Consider the following 18,641-nt stretch of genomic DNA (forward strand, 5'->3'; position numbering starts at 1 on the left):
CTATCAGGGCCGGGCAGGCTCGTAGACCCGATGACTGCCACACCTACACTTATCGGCCATCACTCCCAAAGGAATAGCCCTGATGAAAGCCGTGCTGTGCAAAGCCTTCGGCCCTGCCGAATCGCTGGTGCTGGAAGAGGTCGCCAGCCCTGCCCCGAAGAAGAACGAGATCCTGCTGGAGGTGCACGCCGCCGGGGTCAATTTCCCGGACACGCTGATCATCGAGGGCAAGTACCAGTTCAAGCCGCCCTTCCCGTTTTCGCCGGGCGGCGAGGCGGCCGGCGTGGTGCGTGAGGTCGGGGAGAAGGTCGGCCACCTCAAGGCCGGCGACCGGGTCATGGCCCTGACCGGCTGGGGCAGCTTCGCCGAGCAGGTCGCGGTGCCGGGCTACAACGCGCTGCCCATCCCGCCCTCGATGGACTTCAACACCGCCGCCGCCTTCAGCATGACCTACGGCACCTCGATGCACGCCCTCAAGCAACGCGCCAACCTGCAGCCGGGCGAAACCCTGCTGGTGCTCGGCGCGTCCGGCGGGGTCGGCCTGGCCGCCGTGGAGATCGGCAAGGCCATGGGCGCCCGGGTGATCGCCGCCGCCAGCAGCGCGGAAAAGCTCGCGGTGGCCAAGGCCGCCGGCGCCGACGAACTGATCAACTACAGCGAGACCAGCCTCAAGGACGAAATCAAGCGCCTCACCGACGGCCAGGGCGCCGACGTGATCTACGACCCGGTCGGCGGCGACCTGTTCGACCAGGCCATCCGCGCCATCGCCTGGAACGGCCGGCTGCTGGTGGTCGGCTTCGCCAGCGGACGCATCCCCGAACTGCCGGTCAACCTCGCGCTGCTCAAGGGCGCGGCGGTGCTCGGCGTGTTCTGGGGCTCCTTCGCCCAGCGCCAGCCCGAGGACAACGCGGCGAACTTCCGGCAACTGTTCGGCTGGTTTGCCGAAGGCAAGCTGAAGCCGCTGGTGTCGCAGGTGTATCCGCTGAGCGAAGCGGCGCAGGCCATCAATGACCTGGGGCAGCGCAAGGCGGTCGGCAAGGTGGTGGTGCAGGTGCGCTGAGACGGGCGACGCTGCCGTCAAATGCCGGGCGATCCCGCTCCGTCGCCCGGCAACAGGTGCTCCTGGATCTTTTCGCTGCGTGACGGGATCAGCCGCCCCTTGTCGTCGAAACGCAGGACGATCACCCAGTCGTAGACCCCGTCCGGCCACTTCCTCTGGCCCATCAGCGCCGTCGCATTCCCTCCGAACGCCTTGATCAGCTTGTCGATGTGCCCGTGGTGCCAGGCGATCAGGACCGTAGGCGCCTTGTTGCCCTTGCGCAGCAGTTTCACCAGGTCATGGACATCGCCGTTGATGTAGGGCTGCTCGACCGTCAGGTGCAGGCGCTGGGCCAGCGGGGCCAGGGTCAGGCGCGAGCGGACGCTTTCGGGGCTGTCGCCGGCGGCCATCAGGCGCTGGGGCGTCAATGCCTGGCCATCCAGCTCCAGCGGGTTGAAATAGTCGGCGTAGGCGGCGGCGCGCTGCTCGCCCCTGGCACTGAGCTGCACCCCGGCATCGGGTTTCTCCGCATGCCGGACGATCAGCACCGTGGCATTGCGCAAGCCGGAATGCCCGGGATGGTCAGTGAAGATCAGCGCCAGCAAGCCGGCGGTGAGAACGGCCGCCACCAGCAGGCGGACCATGAGCATGCGCACCTTCAAAGCCATCTTTCGTCCCTGCGGATCAATCGGTTTGCCGAGTCTAGGGCAACCGCGATCCGCCGGCGCAAAAACGCCCTCTTCTTACAGCTGCGCGACAGGTTCGTAAAGGAACGTGCGATTTCCAACATTTCCACTGTTTTGCTGATGGCAGGCGGTGCTATTTTCGGTAACGAAACTGTAACATTCGCATCCGCAGTCAAAACAAGAATTCTGGAGCTCTTGAATGTTTGCTTTCTTTCGACCTGCCGCACATCAGGCTCCCCTGCCTGAAGAAAAAATCGACAGTACCTACCGACGCCTGCGCTGGCAGATCTTCGCCGGCATCTTCTTCGGCTATGCGGGTTACTACCTGCTGCGCAAGAACTTCTCCCTGGCCATGCCGTACCTGATCGACCAAGGCTACAGCCGCGGCGACCTGGGTCTGGCGATGTCGGCCATCGCCATCGCCTACGGCCTGTCCAAGTTCCTCATGGGCCTGGTGTCCGACCGCTCCAACCCGCGCTACTTCCTGCCGTTCGGCCTGCTGGTGTCGGCCGGGGTGATGTTCATTTTCGGTTTCGCGCCGTGGGCGACCTCCAGCGTGACCATGATGTTCATCCTGCTCTTCATCAACGGCTGGGCCCAGGGCATGGGCTGGCCGCCGAGCGGACGCACCATGGTGCACTGGTGGTCGCAGAAGGAGCGCGGCGGCGTGGTGTCGGTGTGGAACGTGGCGCACAACGTCGGCGGCGGCCTGATCGGCCCGCTGTTCCTGGTCGGCATGGGCCTGTTCAACGACTGGCACGCCGCGTTCTACGTACCGGCGGCGGTGGCCCTGGCGGTGGCGGCGTTCGCCTTCATCACCATGCGCGACACCCCGCAGTCGGTCGGCCTGCCGCCGATCGAGAAGTACAAGAACGATTACCCGGAAGGTTACGACGACAGCCACGAAGACGAATTCAGCGCCAAGGAAATCTTCGTCAAATACGTGCTGCGCAACAAAATGCTCTGGTACATCGCCATGGCCAACGTGTTCGTCTACCTGCTGCGCTACGGCGTGCTGGACTGGGCGCCGACCTACCTCAAGGAAGCCAAGCACTTCGACGTCGACAAGACCTCGTGGGCGTACTTCTTCTACGAATGGGCGGGGATTCCGGGCACGCTGCTGTGCGGCTGGATGTCGGACAAGATCTTCCGCGGCAACCGCGGCCTGACCGGCATGGTGTTCATGGCCCTGGTGACCGTGGCGACCCTGGTGTACTGGCTGAACCCGGCCGGCAACCCGACCGTCGACATGATCGCCCTGTTCTCCATCGGCTTCCTGATCTACGGCCCGGTCATGCTGATCGGCCTGCAGGCGCTGGAGCTGGCGCCGAAGAAAGCCGCCGGCACCGCAGCGGGCTTCACCGGCCTGTTCGGCTACCTGGGCGGTTCGGTCGCGGCCAGCGCCGCGATGGGCTACACCGTCGACCACTTCGGCTGGGACGGCGGTTTCGTGCTGCTGGTGGGCGCCTGCCTGCTGTCGATGGCCTTCCTGGCCCCGACCCTGCTGCACAAGCAAGCCGCCAGTCAGAGCCGCGAAGCGCTCGCCTGATCGGCCTTTGACCGGCAGCGCCTGAGCCGCGCCTCCAGATTACGGTCTGGCATGGCGTGGCTGCGCAGGGCGTGGGCCGTCTGCTCGACATAGTCGCGCGTCGTGCCGTAACGCCCGCAGGCGCTTTCGAACACCTGGCTCAGCACATGGTCCGGCAGATTGCCGGCATAGCTGGGCAGGTGCCGCTCCAACACGAACCCCAACGCCTGAACCTGATTGCCATCCTCCAGACGGCAATTGAGCCAGTGCGGGCGATAGGACGGGAACGGCATCTCGCGTTTCCACAGGGCATACAGCGCGCTGTCGAGATTGTCTTCCGGCAACCGATAGGCGAACCCGCTGCACGAGCCGCCGCGGTCCAAACCGAACACCAGCCCCGGCATCTCCGGCGTGCCGCGGTGCTCGTGGGACCACAGGTACAGGCCGCGGTGATAGCCGTGCACCCGACCCCGAACCCGCTCCACCGCCGTGCATTCCGGCCGCCAGATCAGCGAGCCGTACGCGAACAGCCACACCGGCCCGCCCTTGTGGCGCGCCATGGTCGATTGCATGGAGACGAGAAGCTGTTCGTGGGTCAGCTGCGGCCCGAGGTCGAGCCGTGGAGGGTAAGCCGGATGCGAAAAACCGTTTTCGATGGCGCTCATGGCGAATAGCGTTCAGCTCCCCGCGGGTGAAGAATTACTAAATAGAACGCACCGCTGTAACAATAAGGCACATATGTTTTAAGGCAATTGAAGTGCCCGGCGCTTTCATTCATCCATTGCCGGATTGATATATAACCTACCGGTATTCATGCAATTGCATAAATACCGATCGGCTATATATGGAGGTATATCGAACTTACCCGCGGGGGGCGTAGGCGAACACGTCGGCGCGCATCTGATGGGCGTCCATGCCGGCCTCGACCAGCGCATCGAGCGTGCCGTAGACCATGGCCGGCGAGCCGCTGGCATAGACGTGCAGGGCCTTCAGGTCAGGGAAATCCTCGCACACCGCTTCGTGCAGCATCCCGCAGCGCCCTTCCCAGCCGCATTGATCGCTGACGACCTTGTGCAGGAACAGGTTGGGCAACTTCAGCCATTCGTCCCAATGCTCGATCCGGTAGAAGTCTTCAGGCCGGCGCACGCCCCAATACAGGTGCACCGGGTGCTTGAAGCCATTGGCGCGGCAATGTTCGATCAGGCTGTGGATCTGGCCCATGCCGGTGCCGGCGGCGATCAGCACCAACGGCCCCTCGGGCAGCTCGGCCAGGTGGGTGTCGCCGAACGGCAGCTCGACGCGCACCAGCGGGTTGCGCTGGAGCTGGTCGATCAGGCTCAGCGCACTGTTCTCCCGCGCCAGCACGTGGATTTCCAGGTCGCGGCCGGCATGGGGCGCCGAGGCCATGGAGAACGCCGATTTCTCGCCGTTCTCGCGCTCGATCATCAGGTACTGCCCGGCGTGGTAGCGCGGCGGCTTGCCGGCCGGCGCCCGCAGGCGCACCCGCCAGGTATCGCCGCCGACGTCCCGGCATTCGACGACCTGACACGACAGGCTGCGCACCGGCAACTCTCCCAGCGCGAGCACGCCATCCCACAGCACGATGCAGTCTTCCAGCGGCTCCGCTATGCAAGTGTAGAACTCGCCGTGGTCATGCACCTTGCCGGCCTGTTCGACCCGGCCTTCCACCAGCAGCGCCGCGCACACATGGCAATTGCCGTTGCGGCAGCTCTGCGGGCATTCGTAGCCCAGGCGCCGCGCACCATCGAGAATCCGCTCGCCGGGCCGTATCTCTAGCACCGCTCCGGAGGGCTGAAGGGTTACACGCATCAATCTATTCCTAACTGATTCCAGATGGCATCGATCCGTTGGGTGACGGCGTCGTCCTTGACGATGACGCGGCCCCATTCGCGAGAGGTCTCGCCCGGCCACTTGTGGGTGGCGTCCAGTCCCATCTTCGACCCCAGCCCCGACACCGGCGAGGCGAAGTCGAGGTAGTCGATGGGCGTGTTGTCGATCATCACCGTGTCGCGCTTGGGGTCCATGCGCGTGGTGATGGCCCAGATCACGTCGTTCCAGTCCCGGGCGTTGATGTCGTCGTCGGTGACGATAACGAACTTGGTGTACATGAACTGTCGCAAAAACGACCAGACACCCAGCATCACGCGCTTGGCGTGCCCCGGATACGACTTCTTCATCGTCACCACGGCCATGCGGTACGAGCAGCCTTCGGGCGGCAGGTAGAAGTCGGTGATCTCCGGGAACTGCTTCTGCAGGATCGGCACGAACACTTCGTTCAGCGCCACGCCGAGGATCGCCGGCTCATCCGGCGGACGGCCGGTGTAGGTGCTGTGGTAGATCGGCTTGATGCGGTGGGTGATGCGTTCGACGGTGAACACCGGGAAGCTGTCCACCTCGTTGTAGTAACCGGTGTGGTCGCCGTAGGGGCCTTCGTCGGCCATTTCGCCCGGATGGATCACGCCTTCAAGGATGATTTCGGCGGTGGCCGGCACCTGCAGGTCGTTGCCGCGGCACTTCACCAGCTCCGTGCGGCTGTCGCGCAGCAGGCCGGCGAAGGCGTATTCGGAGAGGCTGTCCGGCACCGGGGTGACCGCGCCGAGGATGGTCGCCGGATCCGCGCCGAGGGCCACGGAAACCGGGAACGGCTGGCCCGGATGCTTCTCGCACCATTCGCGGTAGTCCAGCGCACCGCCCCGGTGGCTGAGCCAGCGCATGATGACCTTGTTGCGGCCGATCACCTGCTGACGGTAGATGCCCAGGTTCTGGCGGTCCTTGTTCGGGCCTTTGGTGACGGTCAGGCCCCAGGTGATCAGCGGCGCGACGTCGCCGGGCCAGCAGTGCTGGATCGGCAGCGTGGCCAGGTCGACGTCGTCGCCCTCGATGACCACTTCCTGGCACGGCGCGTCCTTCACGACCTTCGGCGCCATCGCGATGATCTTGCGGAAGATCGGCAGCTTCGACCAGGCGTCCTTCAGGCCCTTCGGCGGCTCGGGCTCCTTGAGGAACGCCAGCAGCTTGCCGATCTCGCGCAGTTCGTCGGTCGACTCGGCGCCCATGCCCATGGCCACCCGCTGCGGGGTGCCGAACAGGTTGCCGAGCACCGGGATGTCGAAGCCGGTCGGCTTCTCGAACAGCAGCGCAGGGCCCTTGGCCCGCAGGGTGCGGTCGCACACCTCGGTCATCTCCAGCACCGGCGAGACGGGCACCTGGATGCGTTTCAACTCTCCGCGCTGCTCAAGCTGCTGCACGAAATCCCGAAGATCCTTGAATTTCATTGACGATGGCACCCTCAAAATAGGCGTACATCCTACCTGCTATGCCGTCCGCTGGCAGCCCGTCAAGGCTCACTTGGCTGCATTCGCCTGCCCTTTGCGAAGGTTCGTCCCGGCCTGCAGGCCGACGAACAGCGGTTCGAGGACCGGCGCCACGAACCGCGCACCGACCTCCGAGAGGTGATTGTCGTCGGTGTACAGGGAACGGCCGTCGAGTTCGGCGCGGCAGAAACCGTCGGCACCGCACAGCGGCGGCGCCGGATCCACCACCCGCACCGCCGGGTCCTGCGCCAGTTGGGCGAACAACCGGCTGATGAAGGCCTGGCGCTTGAGGTGCTCGCCGACCGCCAGGCCGACATCGTCCACCGGACGGTTGAGCATCGCCAGGCGGGTGAGCCGGTACGGCGGGCTGAAAGCCTGCAGCGGCACCTCCTTCACCAGCCAGACCCGATGCCCGCCGGCCCGCAACTGCGCCACCCGCGCCCGCAGGCCGTCGGCCAGGCGCTGCTCGGCGACGGCGCGGTCGTAGTGTCCGTCGGCGGCCTTGAGGGCGTGGGCCAGATCGCCCTTGGCGTCGCCGTAGAGATAAAGGCTCCAGCGCGCCACCAGCACCACGTCGCTCACCGGCGGCGTCAGGGCTCGCTCGACCCGCTGGTTGAAGCGCGCGCAGCGGGCGTCATGCTCGATGCCCTGCACCGGCACGCAACCGGGGGAACTGGCCAGCATCACGCCCACGCCGTGGGCCTTGGCGCCGCCGTCGAACACCGGAATCAGCGCGGTGGCGTGGCTGTCGCCCCAGACCAGCGTGCGGACAGGATTGCCCGCTTCGCCGTAATGGCAGAACAGCTTGTCGTCCGGCGTCTTGTCGTCGGCCAGGCACGCCATCAGTTCCGGCCGCCACTCGCGCCCCTTGGCGTACTGCAGGGCCTGCTCGGACAGGCGCCACGGCAAGCCGTCGGTCCAGCGCAGGCTCTGTCCGGCCAGGCCGATCACCAGCACCCCGCAGGCACCGGCCAGCAGGATCTGCCGGCGCCCGGCGAGGACGCGGCGCTCGCGGAACGGCGTCTCGACGAACTTCCAGGACAGGTAACCCAACACCAGCGTCAGCAGAATCAGGCCCAGGGTGTCGAAGACGCCCGGCTCATCGACGCTGGCGTAGCGGGAGAACACGAACACCGGCCAGTGCCACAAGTACCAGGAGTACGACACCAGGCCGAGACCGACCATCACCCGGCTGCTCAAGAGCTCACCGACCCAAGTCTGCCGGTGCCCGTTGGCCAGGATCAGCGCCACCACGCCCAGCACCGGCAGCAAGGCGGCCACGCCGGGGAACGGCGTGGCCTTGTCGTAAGCGAACACCGCCAGCAGGATCAGCGCCAAGCCGAGCAGGCTCAGGCCCTGCGCGGCCATCGGCTTGAGGCGCCAGGCGCTTTTCGGCGCCACCGCCAGCATCGCCCCGGCCAACAGTTCCCAGGCGCGCATGGGCAGCAGGAAGAACGCTTTTTCCGGATGCTGGCTGACGGCCCAGACACTCAGGCCGAACGACACCAGCAACACGCCGAACAGCGCCAGCCGCCAGTGCTTCAGGCGCCCGGACAGCAAGGTCAGCAGCAACGGGAAGAGAATGTAGAACTGCTCCTCGACCGCCAGCGACCAGGTGTGCAGCAGCGGCTTGAGGTCGGAGGCGACATCGAAGTAGCCGTCCTGGCGCATGAACAGCAGGTTTGAGACGAACATCACCTGGTAGCGCACCGAGCGCCCCAGCTCTTCGTAGTCCTTGGGCGCCAGCAGGAACCAGCCCACCGCCAGCACGGCGAGGATCATCGCGAACAGCGCCGGCAGGATCCGCCGGGCGCGCCGGGCCCAGAAGTCGACGAAGCTGAAGCGCCCGGCCTGGCGCTGGTTCCAGATGATGGAGGTGATCAGGTAGCCGGAAATCACGAAGAACACGTCCACGCCGACGAAGCCGCCGGTAAAGCCCGGAACCCCGAAATGGAACAGCACAACGGCGATCACCGCGACTGCGCGCAAGCCGTCGATATCCCTTCGGTAAGCGAGTGTGCTCATTTGTTTTCCACGCCGATTATTTGGTCGTTTTTTTGTACAGTCCGCTACTTTTCCAAGCGTTTCGCGGACACAGATTCTTGTTGTGCCAACCCAATGACCTTAGCCGAGTCAAAAGCTCCCATTGTTTGAGTGAAAAACAGGCAAAAAAAATGGCGTCCCAAAGGGACGCCATTTTCTGAACCGACCGTCGAGGTTACTTGCGCTTCATCGACAGGAAGAATTCGTCGTTGGTCTTGGTCGTCTTCAGCTTGTCGACCAGGAACTCGATGGCCGCGACTTCGTCCATCGGGTGCAGCAGCTTGCGCAGGATCCACATGCGCTGCAGTTCGTCGTCGGCGGTCAGCAACTCTTCGCGGCGGGTGCCGGACTTGTTGATGTTGATGGCCGGGAACACACGCTTCTCGGCGATGCGGCGATCCAGCGGCAGCTCCATGTTGCCGGTGCCCTTGAACTCTTCGTAGATCACTTCGTCCATCTTCGAGCCGGTCTCGACCAGCGCGGTGGCGATGATGGTCAGCGAGCCGCCTTCCTCGATGTTGCGCGCCGCGCCGAAGAAACGCTTCGGCTTCTCCAGGGCGTGGGCATCGACACCACCGGTCAGTACCTTGCCGGAGCTCGGGATCACGGTGTTGTAGGCGCGGGCCAGACGGGTGATGGAGTCCAGCAGGATCACCACGTCCTTCTTGTGCTCGACCAGGCGCTTGGCCTTCTCGATCACCATTTCGGCCACTTGCACGTGACGGGTCGGCGGCTCGTCGAAGGTCGAGGCAACCACTTCGCCGCGCACGGTGCGCTGCATTTCGGTCACTTCTTCCGGACGTTCGTCGATCAACAGCACGATCAGGTGAACTTCTGGGTTGTTACGGGCGATGTTCGCTGCGATGTTCTGCAGCATGATCGTTTTACCGGCCTTCGGCGGCGCCACGATCAGACCACGCTGGCCTTTGCCGATCGGCGCGCACAGATCGATCACACGACCGGTCAGGTCTTCGGTGGAACCGTTGCCGGCTTCCATCTTCATGCGCACGTTCGGGAACAGCGGGGTCAGGTTCTCGAACAGAATCTTGTTCTTCGCGTTCTCAGGACGGTCGAAGTTGATCGTGTCGACCTTGAGCAGGGCGAAATACCGCTCACCTTCCTTCGGCGGGCGGATCTTGCCGACGATGGTGTCGCCGGTGCGCAGGTTGAAACGGCGGATCTGGCTCGGCGAGACGTAGATGTCGTCGGGACCTGCGAGGTAGGAAGCGTCAGCGGAGCGCAGGAAGCCGAAGCCGTCCTGGAGAATCTCCAGCACGCCATCACCGGAGATTTCCTCACCGCTTTTCGCGTGCTTCTTCAGCAGTGAGAAAATCACGTCCTGCTTTCGCGAACGTGCCATATTTTCTATGCCCATGTCTTCGGCCAGCTGGAGCAGGTCGGTAATCGGCTTTTGCTTGAGTTCAGTCAGATTCATATAGGAATGACGTAATCATTTATAGAGGGGGGAAATTAAGCTTTTGGCTTAATGAGGCCGCGCCGCGGAGAAGGCGACAGGATCGCGTACTTGTTCGAAAAGGAGTGCGTCGGCGACGGCTAGCAGGGGGCAGTGGAGAAACCAGTGCGGGGCCGAATGTATCACCTGAGTTTCGGAGCGTCTAGCCCTGAATACGCAAAAAGCCCCGCGATTTGCGGGGCCTTTTTCAGCGGACTTTACAGCGGCGCTCAGAGGCTGGCGTCGAGGAAAGCCTTGAGCTGGGACTTCGACAGCGCGCCGACCTTGGTCGCCTCGACGTTGCCGTTCTTGAACAGCATCAGGGTCGGGATGCCGCGCACGCCGTGCTTGGCCGGGGTTTCCTGGTTCTCGTCGATGTTCAGCTTGGCGATGGTCACCTTGCCTTGGTACTCGGCGGCGATGTCGTCCAGAACCGGAGCGATCATCTTGCACGGGCCGCACCACTCAGCCCAGTAGTCGACCAGGACAGCGCCTTCGGCCTTGAGTACGTCAGCTTCGAAGCTAGCGTCGCTAACGTGTTTGATCAGATCGCTGCTCATGGAATTCTCCAGGTTGTAAGCAAAAAAACGTGGCCCATCATAGCCGCCCTTCCCCTGTTCAGGAAGCCGCAGATGATTGAGTCTCGCTATGGTGCCCCATGAGTTCGGGTATAGCTCAAGTCAGGCGCCGGCGGGGGCGATGAAGGCGATTCCGGTGCGCAGGGCGGCGTTGCGCACGTGCTCCTGCATGGCCTTCTTCGCCGCCCCCGAGGCCCGGCGGGCCAGGGCGCGGAGGATCTTGCGGTGCTCCTGCCAGGTTTCCATGGCCCGTTCGGCGCGGATGAACGGCAGTTTCTGGCTTTCCAGAAAGATGTCGGCGCTGGCGGTGAGGATGCTCAGCATCGCCTGGTTGCCGCTGGCCTGGAGGATCCGCCGGTGGAAGTCGAAGTCCAGCTTCGCGGCCGCCTCGAAGTCGCCCGCGCGCAGTTGCTCGCGCATCGCGGCGACGTTGTCCTCCAGCGTATCCAGGTCGGACGTGCCCAGCGTGACCGCCGCCAGGCCGGCGGCGAACCCCTCCAGCGCATAGCGCAGCTGAAAGATCTCCAGCGGCGACGCCTGGGCCGCGAACGGCCAGCCCGCAGCGCCCTCGCCGCGGGGCGGCTCCTGCGGCGACTGCACGAACACCCCTTTGCCCGGCTGGATGCTGACCTGCCCCAGTGCGCTCAGCGACGACAGCGCCTCGCGCAGCGACGCCCGGCTGACCCCCAGCCGCACGGCCAGGTCCCGCTGCGACGGCAACGCGTCGCCGGGCCCGAAGCCCTGCTCGGAGATCAGCTTGCGGATCGCTTGCAGCGCCACTTCAGGTACGGCGCGGGAGATCGAATTCATGGTTTTCCAGACGGATCGGGCCAAGGTGCGGCTAGTTGTAAAGCTATTCGCCGCGTCGGGCAAGTCGTGCCCCAGCGGGGTTCGGACACAGTCGGCCATGCGCCATCGGAGTGCGAAACAGAACCTGACTGTTCAGACCAGTAAGACCGAACGAACCCCGCAAACCCGTGGCCTGCGGGGCAGCGGAGCGCACATTGGCACGCCCCATGCTGTGTCCGGTCGCAGAAATCACTTCCCGCCGATCCGGAGATTTGCCATGACCCAGCGTTACTGCGCCCTCCTCGCTGCCCTATTTGCCGGCCTGATGCTGAGCCAGGCCCCTGCCCACGCCGACGGCCTGGACGATGTGGTCAAGCGCGGCACCCTGAAAGTCGCCGTGCCCCAGGACTTCCCGCCGTTCGGCTCGGTCGGCCCGGACATGAAGCCCCGGGGCCTGGACATCGACACGGCGAAACTGCTGGCCGGGCAGCTCAAGGTCAAGCTCGAACTGACCCCGGTCAACAGCACCAACCGCATCCCGTTCCTGACCACCGGCAAGGTCGACCTGGTGATTTCCAGCCTGGGCAAGAACCCCGAGCGCGAGAAGGTCATCGACTTCTCCCGCGCCTACGCACCGTTCTACCTCGCCGTGTTCGGCCCGCCGGACGCGGCGGTCGGCACGCTGGACGACCTCAAGGGCAAGACCGTCAGCGTCACCCGCGGCGCCATCGAAGACATCGAGCTGACCAAGGTCGCCCCCGAAGGCGTGACCATCAAGCGCTTCGAGGACAACAACTCGACCATCGCCGCCTACCTGGCCGGGCAGGTGGACCTGATCGCCAGCGGCAACGTGGTGATGGTCGCCATCAGCGAGAAGAACCCCAAACGCGTGCCGGCGCTGAAGGTGAAGCTCAAGGATTCGCCGGTGTACGTCGGGGTGAACAAGAACGAGCCGGCATTGCTGGGCAAGGTCAACGAGATCCTGGCCGCCGCCAAGGCCGACGGCGCGCTGGAAAGGAACGCGCAGGCCTGGCTGAAAGAGCCGCTGCCGGCCGACCTCTGACCGGCGGCGCGGGAGATTCCTCATGGCCTATCAGTTCGATTTCCTGCCGGTGATGGAAAACACCGGCCTGCTGCTGCACGGAGCGCTGTTCACCCTTGAGCTGACGGCCATCGGCGCCGTGTTCGGCGTCGGCGTGGGCATCGTCGGGGCGCTGGTGCGGGCGTGGGACATCCGCCCGCTCTCGACGCTGTTCGGTGTCTATGTCGAGTTGATCCGCAACACGCCGTTCCTGGTGCAGCTGTTCTTCATCTTCTTCGGCCTGCCGTCCCTGGGCGTGCAGATCTCCGAATGGCAGGCGGCCGTGCTGGCGATGGTGGTCAACCTGGGGGCGTATTCGACCGAAATCATCCGCGCCGGCATCCAGGCCGTTCCGCGCGGGCAACTGGAGGCGGCGGCCGCCCTGGCGATGAGCCGGTTCGAAGCCTTCCGCCATGTGGTGCTGCTGCCGGCGCTGGGCAAGGTCTGGCCGGCCCTGAGCAGCCAGATCATCATCGTCATGCTCGGCTCGGCGGTGTGTTCGCAGATCGCCACCGAGGAGCTGAGCTTCGCCGCCAACTTCATTCAGTCGCGCAACTTCCGCGCCTTCGAGACCTACGCGCTGACCACCCTCCTTTATCTGTGCATGGCCCTGCTGATCCGCCAAGCGCTGAACTGGTTCGGCCGACGCTTCATCGCAAGGAGCCGCCCATGAGCGATTTCACGGTCTGGGACATCCTGCGCAACCTGCTCACCGGCCTGCAGTGGACGCTGGCGCTGTCGCTGGTGGCGTTCATCGGCGGCGGGCTCGCAGGCTTGCTGATTCTGATCATGCGCATTTCGCGCACCCCGGCGTTCAGTGCCATCGCCCGTACCTGGATCGAGCTGTTCCAGGGCACCCCGCTGCTGATGCAGCTGTTTCTGGTGTTCTTCGGCGTGGCCCTGGCCGGGATCGAGATTTCGCCGTGGATGGCGGCGGCCATTGCCCTGACCCTGTTCACCAGCGCCTACCTGGCGGAGATCTGGCGCGGCTGCGTCGAGGCGATTCCCAACGGGCAGTGGGAAGCCTCGTCGAGCCTGGCGCTCACGCCGCTGGAGCAGCTGCGCCATGTGATCCTGCCGCAGGCCCTGCGCATCGCCGTGGCGCCGACCGTGGGCTTCTCGGTGCAGGTGGTCAAGGGCACCGCCGTGACCTCGATCATCGGCTTCACCGAACTGACCAAGACCGGCGGCATGCTGGCCAACGCCACATTCGAACCGTTCCTGGTCTACGGCCTGGTCGCCCTCGGCTACTTCCTGCTCTGCTACCCCTTGTCCCTCAGTGCGCGCTACCTGGAAAGGAGACTGCATGCCTCTGCTTAGAATTTCCGCCCTGCATAAATACTACGGCGACCACCACGTGCTCAAAGGCATCGACCTGAGCGTCGAGCAAGGCCAGGTGGTGGCGATCATCGGCCGCAGCGGCTCGGGCAAGTCCACCCTGCTGCGCACCCTCAACGGTCTGGAGTCGATCAACGACGGCGTGATCGAAGTCGACGGCGAGTACCTCGACGCCGCCCGCGCCGACCTGCGCAGCCTGCGGCAGAAGGTCGGGATGGTGTTCCAGCAGTTCAACCTGTTCCCGCACCTGACCGTGGGCGAGAACATCATGCTCGCGCCGCAGGTGGTGCAGAAGGTGCCGAAGGCCGAGGCGGCCGGATTGGCGCGCAGGATGCTGGAGCGCGTCGGCCTCGGGGACAAGTTCGGCGCGTTCCCGGATCGTCTGTCCGGCGGCCAGCAGCAGCGGGTGGCCATTGCGCGGGCGCTGGCGATGTCGCCCAAGGTGCTGCTGTGCGACGAAATCACCTCGGCGCTGGATCCGGAACTGGTCAACGAAGTGCTGGGCGTGGTGCGCCAATTGGCGAAGGAAGGCATGACGCTGATCATGGTGACCCACGAAATGCGCTTTGCCCGGGAAGTCGGGGACAAGCTGGTGTTCATGCACCAGGGCAAGGTGCACGAGGTGGGGGATCCGAAGGTGCTGTTCGCCGAGCCGAAGACGGCGGAACTGGCGAATTTCATCGGCGGCATCGAAGCGACGGCCTGAAGGACGTGCGCAGGATCAAGGCTTTGGCCCCTGCGCGTTGGCGGCGGCGTTTGATCGTGGCACGATGTCGGGGTTATCGACCGAGACCCCCTGACCATGCCCCAGAACCAAGCCAAGAATCTGTCCCTGATCGCCGCGATCGACCTGGGCTCCAACAGCTTCCACATGGTCGTGGCCAAGGCCCAGAACGGCGAGATCCGCATTCTCGAACGGCTCGGGGAGAAGGTTCAGCTCGCCGCCGGCATCGACGAAGAGCGCCACCTCAGCGAAGAATCCATGCAGCGCGGGCTCGATTGCCTCAAGCGCTTTGCCCAACTGATCAACGGCATGCCCCTGGGCGCCGTGCGGATCGTCGGCACCAACGCCCTGCGCGAGGCGCGCAACCGCGTCGAGTTCATCCACCGCGCCGAAGAGATCCTCGGCCATCCGGTGGAAGTCATCTCCGGCCGCGAAGAGGCGCGCCTGATCTACCTGGGCGTGTCCCACACCCTCGCCGACACGCCGGGCAAGCGCCTGGTGGCCGACATCGGCGGCGGCAGCACCGAATTCATCATCGGCCAGCGCTTCGAGCCGCTGCTGCGCGAAAGCCTGCAGATGGGCTGCGTCAGCTTCACCCAGCGCTACTTCAAGGACGGCAAGATCACCCCGGCCCGCTACGCCCAGGCCTACACGGCGGCGCGGCTGGAGATCATGAGCATCGAGCACGCCCTGCACCGCCTGACCTGGGACGAGGCCATCGGCTCCTCGGGCACCATCCGCGCCATCGGCCTGGCGCTGAAGGCCGGCGGCCACGGCTCGGGCGAAGTCAACGCCGAAGGCCTGGCCTGGCTCAAGCGCCGCCTGTTCAAGCTCGGCGACGTGGAAAAGATCGACTTCGACGGCATCAAGCCTGACCGCCGGGCGATCTTCCCCGCCGGCCTGGCGATTCTCGAGGCGATCTTCGACGCCCTCGAGCTCAAGCGCATGGATCACTGCGAAGGCGCGCTGCGCGAAGGCGTGCTGTACGACCTGCTGGGCCGCCACCATCACGAAGACGTGCGCGAACGCACCCTGACCTCGCTGATGGAGCGCTACCACGTCGACCTGGAACAGGCGGTGCGGGTCGAGCGCAAGGCCCTGCACGCCTTCGACCAGGTCGCCGCAGACTGGGACCTGGACGACGGCATCTGGCGCGAACTGCTGGGCTGGGCGGCGAAAGTGCACGAAGTCGGCCTCGACATCGCCCACTACCACTACCACAAGCACGGCGCCTACCTGATCGAGCACTCGGACCTGGCCGGGTTCTCCCGCGAGGACCAGCAGATGCTGGCGCTGCTGGTGCGCGGCCACCGCCGCAACATCCCCAAGGACAAGTTCGCCGAGTTCGACGACGACGGCATCAAGCTGATCCGCCTGTGCGTGCTGCTGCGCTTCGCCATCCTGTTCCACCACATCCGCGGCACCCAGGCGATGCCGCAAGTGGCGCTGCACGCCAACGGCGACACCCTCGATGTGGAGTTCCCGGAAAACTGGCTGGACGACAACCAGCTGACCCAGGCGGACTTCGCCCTGGAGGCGGAGTGGCTGACCCGGGTCGGGATCGTGCTGACCGTCCACTGATCACGGAGATGTGGCGAGGGCGCTTGTCGAATCGTCGCACCGTCCCTTGTTCATAAAGCGCAGGCCTGCTGCGCAGTCCAGCGGGAGCAAGCTCCCTCGCCACAGGTGGGTGAGTGACAGATATGAAAAAGGCGATCCCGAGGGATCGCCTTTTTTGTGCCTGACCGGCGGTCAGCTGCTGACCGGCAGGATCGGGCTGCCCAGCCGCTCCAGCAGCGTCGCCTGGGCGCTGCGCGGGTTCTGGTTGCCGGTCGGCGTGTTGCGGATGTAGCGGCCGTCCGACTGCAGGCTCCAGCTGTGGGTGTTGTCGGTCAGGTACAGCTCCAGCTCCTTCTTGACCCGGGTCAGCAGTTTCTTGCCTTCCACCGGGAAGCAAGTCTCGACGCGCTTGTCGAGGTTGCGCTCCATCCAGTCGGCGCTGGAGAGGAACATCTGCTCCTCGCCGCCGTTGAGGAAGTAGAACACCCGCGTGTGCTCCAGGAAGCGGCCGATGATCGAACGCACGTGGATGTTGTGCGACACCCCGGCGATGCCCGGACGCAGGCAGCACATGCCGCGCACCACCAGGTCGATGCGCACGCCGGACTGGCTGGCCTTGTACAGCGCGCGGATGATCTTCGGATCGGTCAGCGAGTTGAACTTGGCGATGATGTGCGCCGGCTTGCCGTCGAGGGCGAACTGCGTCTCGCGGGCGATCATGTCGAGCATGCCCTTCTTCAGGGTGAACGGCGCATGCAGCAGCTTCTTCATGCGCAGCGTCTTGCCCATCCCGATCAACTGGCTGAACAGCTTGCCGACGTCCTCGCACAGGGCGTCGTCGGAGGTCAGCAGGCTGTAGTCGGTGTACAGGCGGGCGTTGCCGGCGTGGTAGTTGCCGGTGCCGAGGTGGGCGTAGCGCACGATCTCGCCCTGCTCGCGGCGCAGGATCAGCATCATCTTGGCGTGGGTCTTGAAACCGACCACACCGTAGATCACCACCGCGCCGGCCGCCTGCAGACGGCTGGCCAGCTGCAGGTTGGACTCTTCGTCGAACCGCGCGCGCAGCTCGATGACCGCGGTCACTTCCTTGCCGTTGCGCGCCGCGTCCACCAGCGCATCGACGATTTCCGAGTTGGCGCCGGAGCGGTACAGGGTCTGGCGCACCGCCAGGACGTGCGGATCCTTGGCCGCCTGGCGCAGCAGGTCCACCACCGGCGTGAACGACTCGAACGGGTGCAGCAGCAGGATGTCCTGCTTGCTGACCACGCTGAAGATGTTCTCGCTGTTCTGCAGAAGTTTCGGGATCTGCGGGGTGAACGGCGCGTTCTGCAGCTCCGGATGGCTGTCCAGGCCAGTGATGCTGAACAGGCGGGTCAGGTTGACCGGGCCGTTGACCTGATACAGCTCGGTCTCGCTCAGGTTGAACTGCTTGAGCAGGTAGTCGGACAGGTGTTTGGGGCAGGTGTCGGCGACCTCCAGGCGCACCGCGTCGCCGTAGCGGCGCGAGAACAGCTCGCCGCGCAGGGCCCGGGCCAGGTCTTCGACGTCTTCGGAGTCGAGCGCCAGGTCGGCGTTGCGGGTCAGGCGGAACTGGTAGCAGCCCTTGACCTTCATGCCCTGGAACAGGTCATCGGCGTGGGCGTGGATCATCGACGACAGGAACACATAGTTGGCGCCGGGGCCGCCGACCTCTTCCGGCACCTTGATGATCCGCGGCAGCAGGCGCGGCGCCGGGATGATCGCAAGACCCGAGTCGCGGCCGAAGGCGTCGATGCCTTCGAGCTCGACGATGAAGTTCAGGCTCTTGTTCACCAGCAGCGGGAACGGGTGCGTCGGGTCGAGGCCGATCGGGGTGATGATCGGCGCGATCTCGTCGCGGAAATAGCGGCGCACCCAGGTCTTGAGCTTGGTCGTCCAGTAGCGGCGGCGGATGAAGCGGATCTGATGCTTTTCCAGTTCCGGCAGCAGGATGTCGTTGAGGATCGCGTACTGGCGGTCCACGTGGCCGTGCACCAGCTCGCTGATCCGGGCCAGGGCCTGGTGCGGCTGCAGGCCGTCGGCGCCGGCCTGCTCACGGGCGAAGGTGATCTGCTTCTTGAGGCCGGCGACGCGGATCTCGAAGAATTCGTCGAGGTTGCTGGAGAAGATCAGCAGGAACTTCAGCCGCTCCAGCAACGGATAGGACTCGTCCAGCGCCTGTTCCAGCACGCGGATGTTGAACTGCAGTTGCGACAATTCCCGGTGGATGTACAGGCTGCTGTCATCCAGGCCCGGAATCGCGATCACCGGGGCCGCGGCGGCTTCGGCGGCCGGCGCGGGTGGCGCGGGCTCGAGCTCCGGTGGCGTCTCGGTGATCTGCTCGACCACGGGTTGAGCGTCTTTTACGGCAACTTCAGTGAGTCCTTCGGTATTCATCGAATGTTCCTGGGAGGGCTATTTCTGCTCTCGTAACAATTGGGCGTCACGGACAGCAAAGTAAGTCAGGAT

At 64.9% G+C, this 18,641-nt stretch carries 16 protein-coding genes; 7 read left to right on the plus strand and 9 right to left on the minus strand.

Annotated features, from left to right (window positions below):
• The first annotated feature begins 82 nt into the window (after positions 1-82).
• A complete protein-coding gene (locus tag ACIP0B_RS24235; RefSeq protein ID WP_400836696.1) occupies positions 83-1,060 on the plus strand; it encodes an NADPH:quinone oxidoreductase family protein in 978 nt (325 codons plus the stop codon).
• Positions 1,061-1,077: 17 nt separating this feature from the next.
• Here the strand turns inward: ACIP0B_RS24235 and ACIP0B_RS24240 are convergent, their stop codons facing one another.
• Complete coding sequence (locus tag ACIP0B_RS24240; protein ID WP_400836698.1) at positions 1,078-1,707, minus strand: flagellar basal body-associated protein FliL; 630 nt, start codon at positions 1,705-1,707, stop codon at positions 1,078-1,080.
• Positions 1,708-1,924: 217 nt separating this feature from the next.
• Between ACIP0B_RS24240 and glpT the strand changes: the two genes are divergently transcribed.
• On the plus strand, positions 1,925-3,274 hold the full coding sequence (glpT, locus tag ACIP0B_RS24245; protein ID WP_400836699.1) for a glycerol-3-phosphate transporter: 1,350 nt from the start codon (positions 1,925-1,927) through the stop codon (positions 3,272-3,274).
• On the opposite strand, the gene ACIP0B_RS24250 is transcribed toward glpT, so the two are convergent.
• The 7 genes from ACIP0B_RS24250 to ACIP0B_RS24280 all read right to left on the minus strand — a co-directional run bounded on the left by ACIP0B_RS24250 (position 3,250) and on the right by ACIP0B_RS24280 (position 11,472).
• Positions 3,250-3,918, minus strand: coding sequence for a gamma-glutamylcyclotransferase (locus ACIP0B_RS24250; protein ID WP_217894529.1), 669 nt, complete (start codon positions 3,916-3,918; stop codon positions 3,250-3,252). The two genes, glpT and ACIP0B_RS24250, sit on opposite strands and share 25 nt — an antisense overlap.
• Positions 3,919-4,114: 196 nt before the next feature.
• Positions 4,115-5,083, minus strand: coding sequence for a CDP-6-deoxy-delta-3,4-glucoseen reductase (locus ACIP0B_RS24255; RefSeq protein ID WP_085581090.1), 969 nt, complete (start codon positions 5,081-5,083; stop codon positions 4,115-4,117).
• Positions 5,083-6,549, minus strand: a complete 1,467-nt coding sequence (ubiD, locus tag ACIP0B_RS24260; RefSeq protein WP_400836702.1) for a 4-hydroxy-3-polyprenylbenzoate decarboxylase — start codon at positions 6,547-6,549, stop codon at positions 5,083-5,085. The genes ACIP0B_RS24255 and ubiD overlap by 1 nt, the downstream gene beginning before the upstream one ends.
• 69 nt (positions 6,550-6,618) lie before the next feature.
• The gene (locus tag ACIP0B_RS24265) at positions 6,619-8,613 is read right to left on the minus strand and encodes an acyltransferase family protein (protein WP_400836703.1); all 1,995 of its coding nucleotides are present in this window, start codon (positions 8,611-8,613) and stop codon (positions 6,619-6,621) included.
• Between the two features lie 193 nt (positions 8,614-8,806).
• Positions 8,807-10,066, minus strand: coding sequence for a transcription termination factor Rho (gene rho, locus ACIP0B_RS24270; RefSeq protein WP_085581097.1), 1,260 nt, complete (start codon positions 10,064-10,066; stop codon positions 8,807-8,809).
• Between the two features lie 248 nt (positions 10,067-10,314).
• Positions 10,315-10,644 (minus strand): thioredoxin TrxA, encoded by a 330-nt coding sequence (gene trxA, locus ACIP0B_RS24275; protein ID WP_279809126.1) that lies wholly within the window; start codon positions 10,642-10,644, stop codon positions 10,315-10,317.
• A gap of 120 nt (positions 10,645-10,764) precedes the next feature.
• Entirely contained in the window at positions 10,765-11,472 is a 708-nt protein-coding gene (locus tag ACIP0B_RS24280) for a FadR/GntR family transcriptional regulator (protein ID WP_400836704.1), read from the minus strand.
• Between the two features lie 256 nt (positions 11,473-11,728).
• Between ACIP0B_RS24280 and ACIP0B_RS24285 the strand changes: the two genes are divergently transcribed.
• From ACIP0B_RS24285 to ppx, 5 genes are all read left to right on the plus strand, one after another.
• A complete protein-coding gene (locus tag ACIP0B_RS24285; protein WP_400836705.1) occupies positions 11,729-12,514 on the plus strand; it encodes a transporter substrate-binding domain-containing protein in 786 nt (261 codons plus the stop codon).
• 22 nt (positions 12,515-12,536) lie between these two features.
• Entirely contained in the window at positions 12,537-13,205 is a 669-nt protein-coding gene (locus ACIP0B_RS24290) for an amino acid ABC transporter permease (RefSeq protein ID WP_400836706.1), read from the plus strand.
• A complete protein-coding gene (locus ACIP0B_RS24295) occupies positions 13,202-13,852 on the plus strand; it encodes an amino acid ABC transporter permease (protein ID WP_400836708.1) in 651 nt (216 codons plus the stop codon). The genes ACIP0B_RS24290 and ACIP0B_RS24295 overlap by 4 nt, the downstream gene beginning before the upstream one ends.
• Positions 13,839-14,576, plus strand: coding sequence for an amino acid ABC transporter ATP-binding protein (locus tag ACIP0B_RS24300; protein WP_400836710.1), 738 nt, complete (start codon positions 13,839-13,841; stop codon positions 14,574-14,576). Before ACIP0B_RS24295 ends, ACIP0B_RS24300 begins: the two co-directional genes overlap by 14 nt.
• A 96-nt stretch (positions 14,577-14,672) precedes the next feature.
• Positions 14,673-16,175, plus strand: a complete 1,503-nt coding sequence (ppx, locus tag ACIP0B_RS24305; RefSeq protein WP_400836712.1) for an exopolyphosphatase — start codon at positions 14,673-14,675, stop codon at positions 16,173-16,175.
• Between the two features lie 171 nt (positions 16,176-16,346).
• On the opposite strand, the gene ppk1 is transcribed toward ppx, so the two are convergent.
• On the minus strand, positions 16,347-18,569 hold the full coding sequence (ppk1, locus tag ACIP0B_RS24310; protein ID WP_085581103.1) for a polyphosphate kinase 1: 2,223 nt from the start codon (positions 18,567-18,569) through the stop codon (positions 16,347-16,349).
• Between the last annotated feature and the right edge of the window lie 72 nt (positions 18,570-18,641).

This window comes from Pseudomonas sp. NPDC089534, assembly GCF_044749305.1.
Classification (GTDB): Bacteria; Pseudomonadota; Gammaproteobacteria; order Pseudomonadales; family Pseudomonadaceae; genus Aquipseudomonas; species Aquipseudomonas ekonensis.

Coding starts and splice junctions, on each gene's coding strand:
- ACIP0B_RS24235 (WP_400836696.1), top strand. CDS start 83: ATGAAAGCCGTGCTGTGCAAAGCCTTCGGCCCTGCCGAATCGCTGGTG.
- ACIP0B_RS24240 (WP_400836698.1), bottom strand. CDS start 1,707: ATGGCTTTGAAGGTGCGCATGCTCATGGTCCGCCTGCTGGTGGCGGCC.
- glpT (WP_400836699.1), top strand. CDS start 1,925: ATGTTTGCTTTCTTTCGACCTGCCGCACATCAGGCTCCCCTGCCTGAA.
- ACIP0B_RS24250 (WP_217894529.1), bottom strand. CDS start 3,918: ATGAGCGCCATCGAAAACGGTTTTTCGCATCCGGCTTACCCTCCACGG.
- ACIP0B_RS24255 (WP_085581090.1), bottom strand. CDS start 5,083: ATGCGTGTAACCCTTCAGCCCTCCGGAGCGGTGCTAGAGATACGGCCC.
- ubiD (WP_400836702.1), bottom strand. CDS start 6,549: ATGAAATTCAAGGATCTTCGGGATTTCGTGCAGCAGCTTGAGCAGCGC.
- ACIP0B_RS24265 (WP_400836703.1), bottom strand. CDS start 8,613: ATGAGCACACTCGCTTACCGAAGGGATATCGACGGCTTGCGCGCAGTC.
- rho (WP_085581097.1), bottom strand. CDS start 10,066: ATGAATCTGACTGAACTCAAGCAAAAGCCGATTACCGACCTGCTCCAG.
- trxA (WP_279809126.1), bottom strand. CDS start 10,644: ATGAGCAGCGATCTGATCAAACACGTTAGCGACGCTAGCTTCGAAGCT.
- ACIP0B_RS24280 (WP_400836704.1), bottom strand. CDS start 11,472: ATGAATTCGATCTCCCGCGCCGTACCTGAAGTGGCGCTGCAAGCGATC.
- ACIP0B_RS24285 (WP_400836705.1), top strand. CDS start 11,729: ATGACCCAGCGTTACTGCGCCCTCCTCGCTGCCCTATTTGCCGGCCTG.
- ACIP0B_RS24290 (WP_400836706.1), top strand. CDS start 12,537: ATGGCCTATCAGTTCGATTTCCTGCCGGTGATGGAAAACACCGGCCTG.
- ACIP0B_RS24295 (WP_400836708.1), top strand. CDS start 13,202: ATGAGCGATTTCACGGTCTGGGACATCCTGCGCAACCTGCTCACCGGC.
- ACIP0B_RS24300 (WP_400836710.1), top strand. CDS start 13,839: ATGCCTCTGCTTAGAATTTCCGCCCTGCATAAATACTACGGCGACCAC.
- ppx (WP_400836712.1), top strand. CDS start 14,673: ATGCCCCAGAACCAAGCCAAGAATCTGTCCCTGATCGCCGCGATCGAC.
- ppk1 (WP_085581103.1), bottom strand. CDS start 18,569: ATGAATACCGAAGGACTCACTGAAGTTGCCGTAAAAGACGCTCAACCC.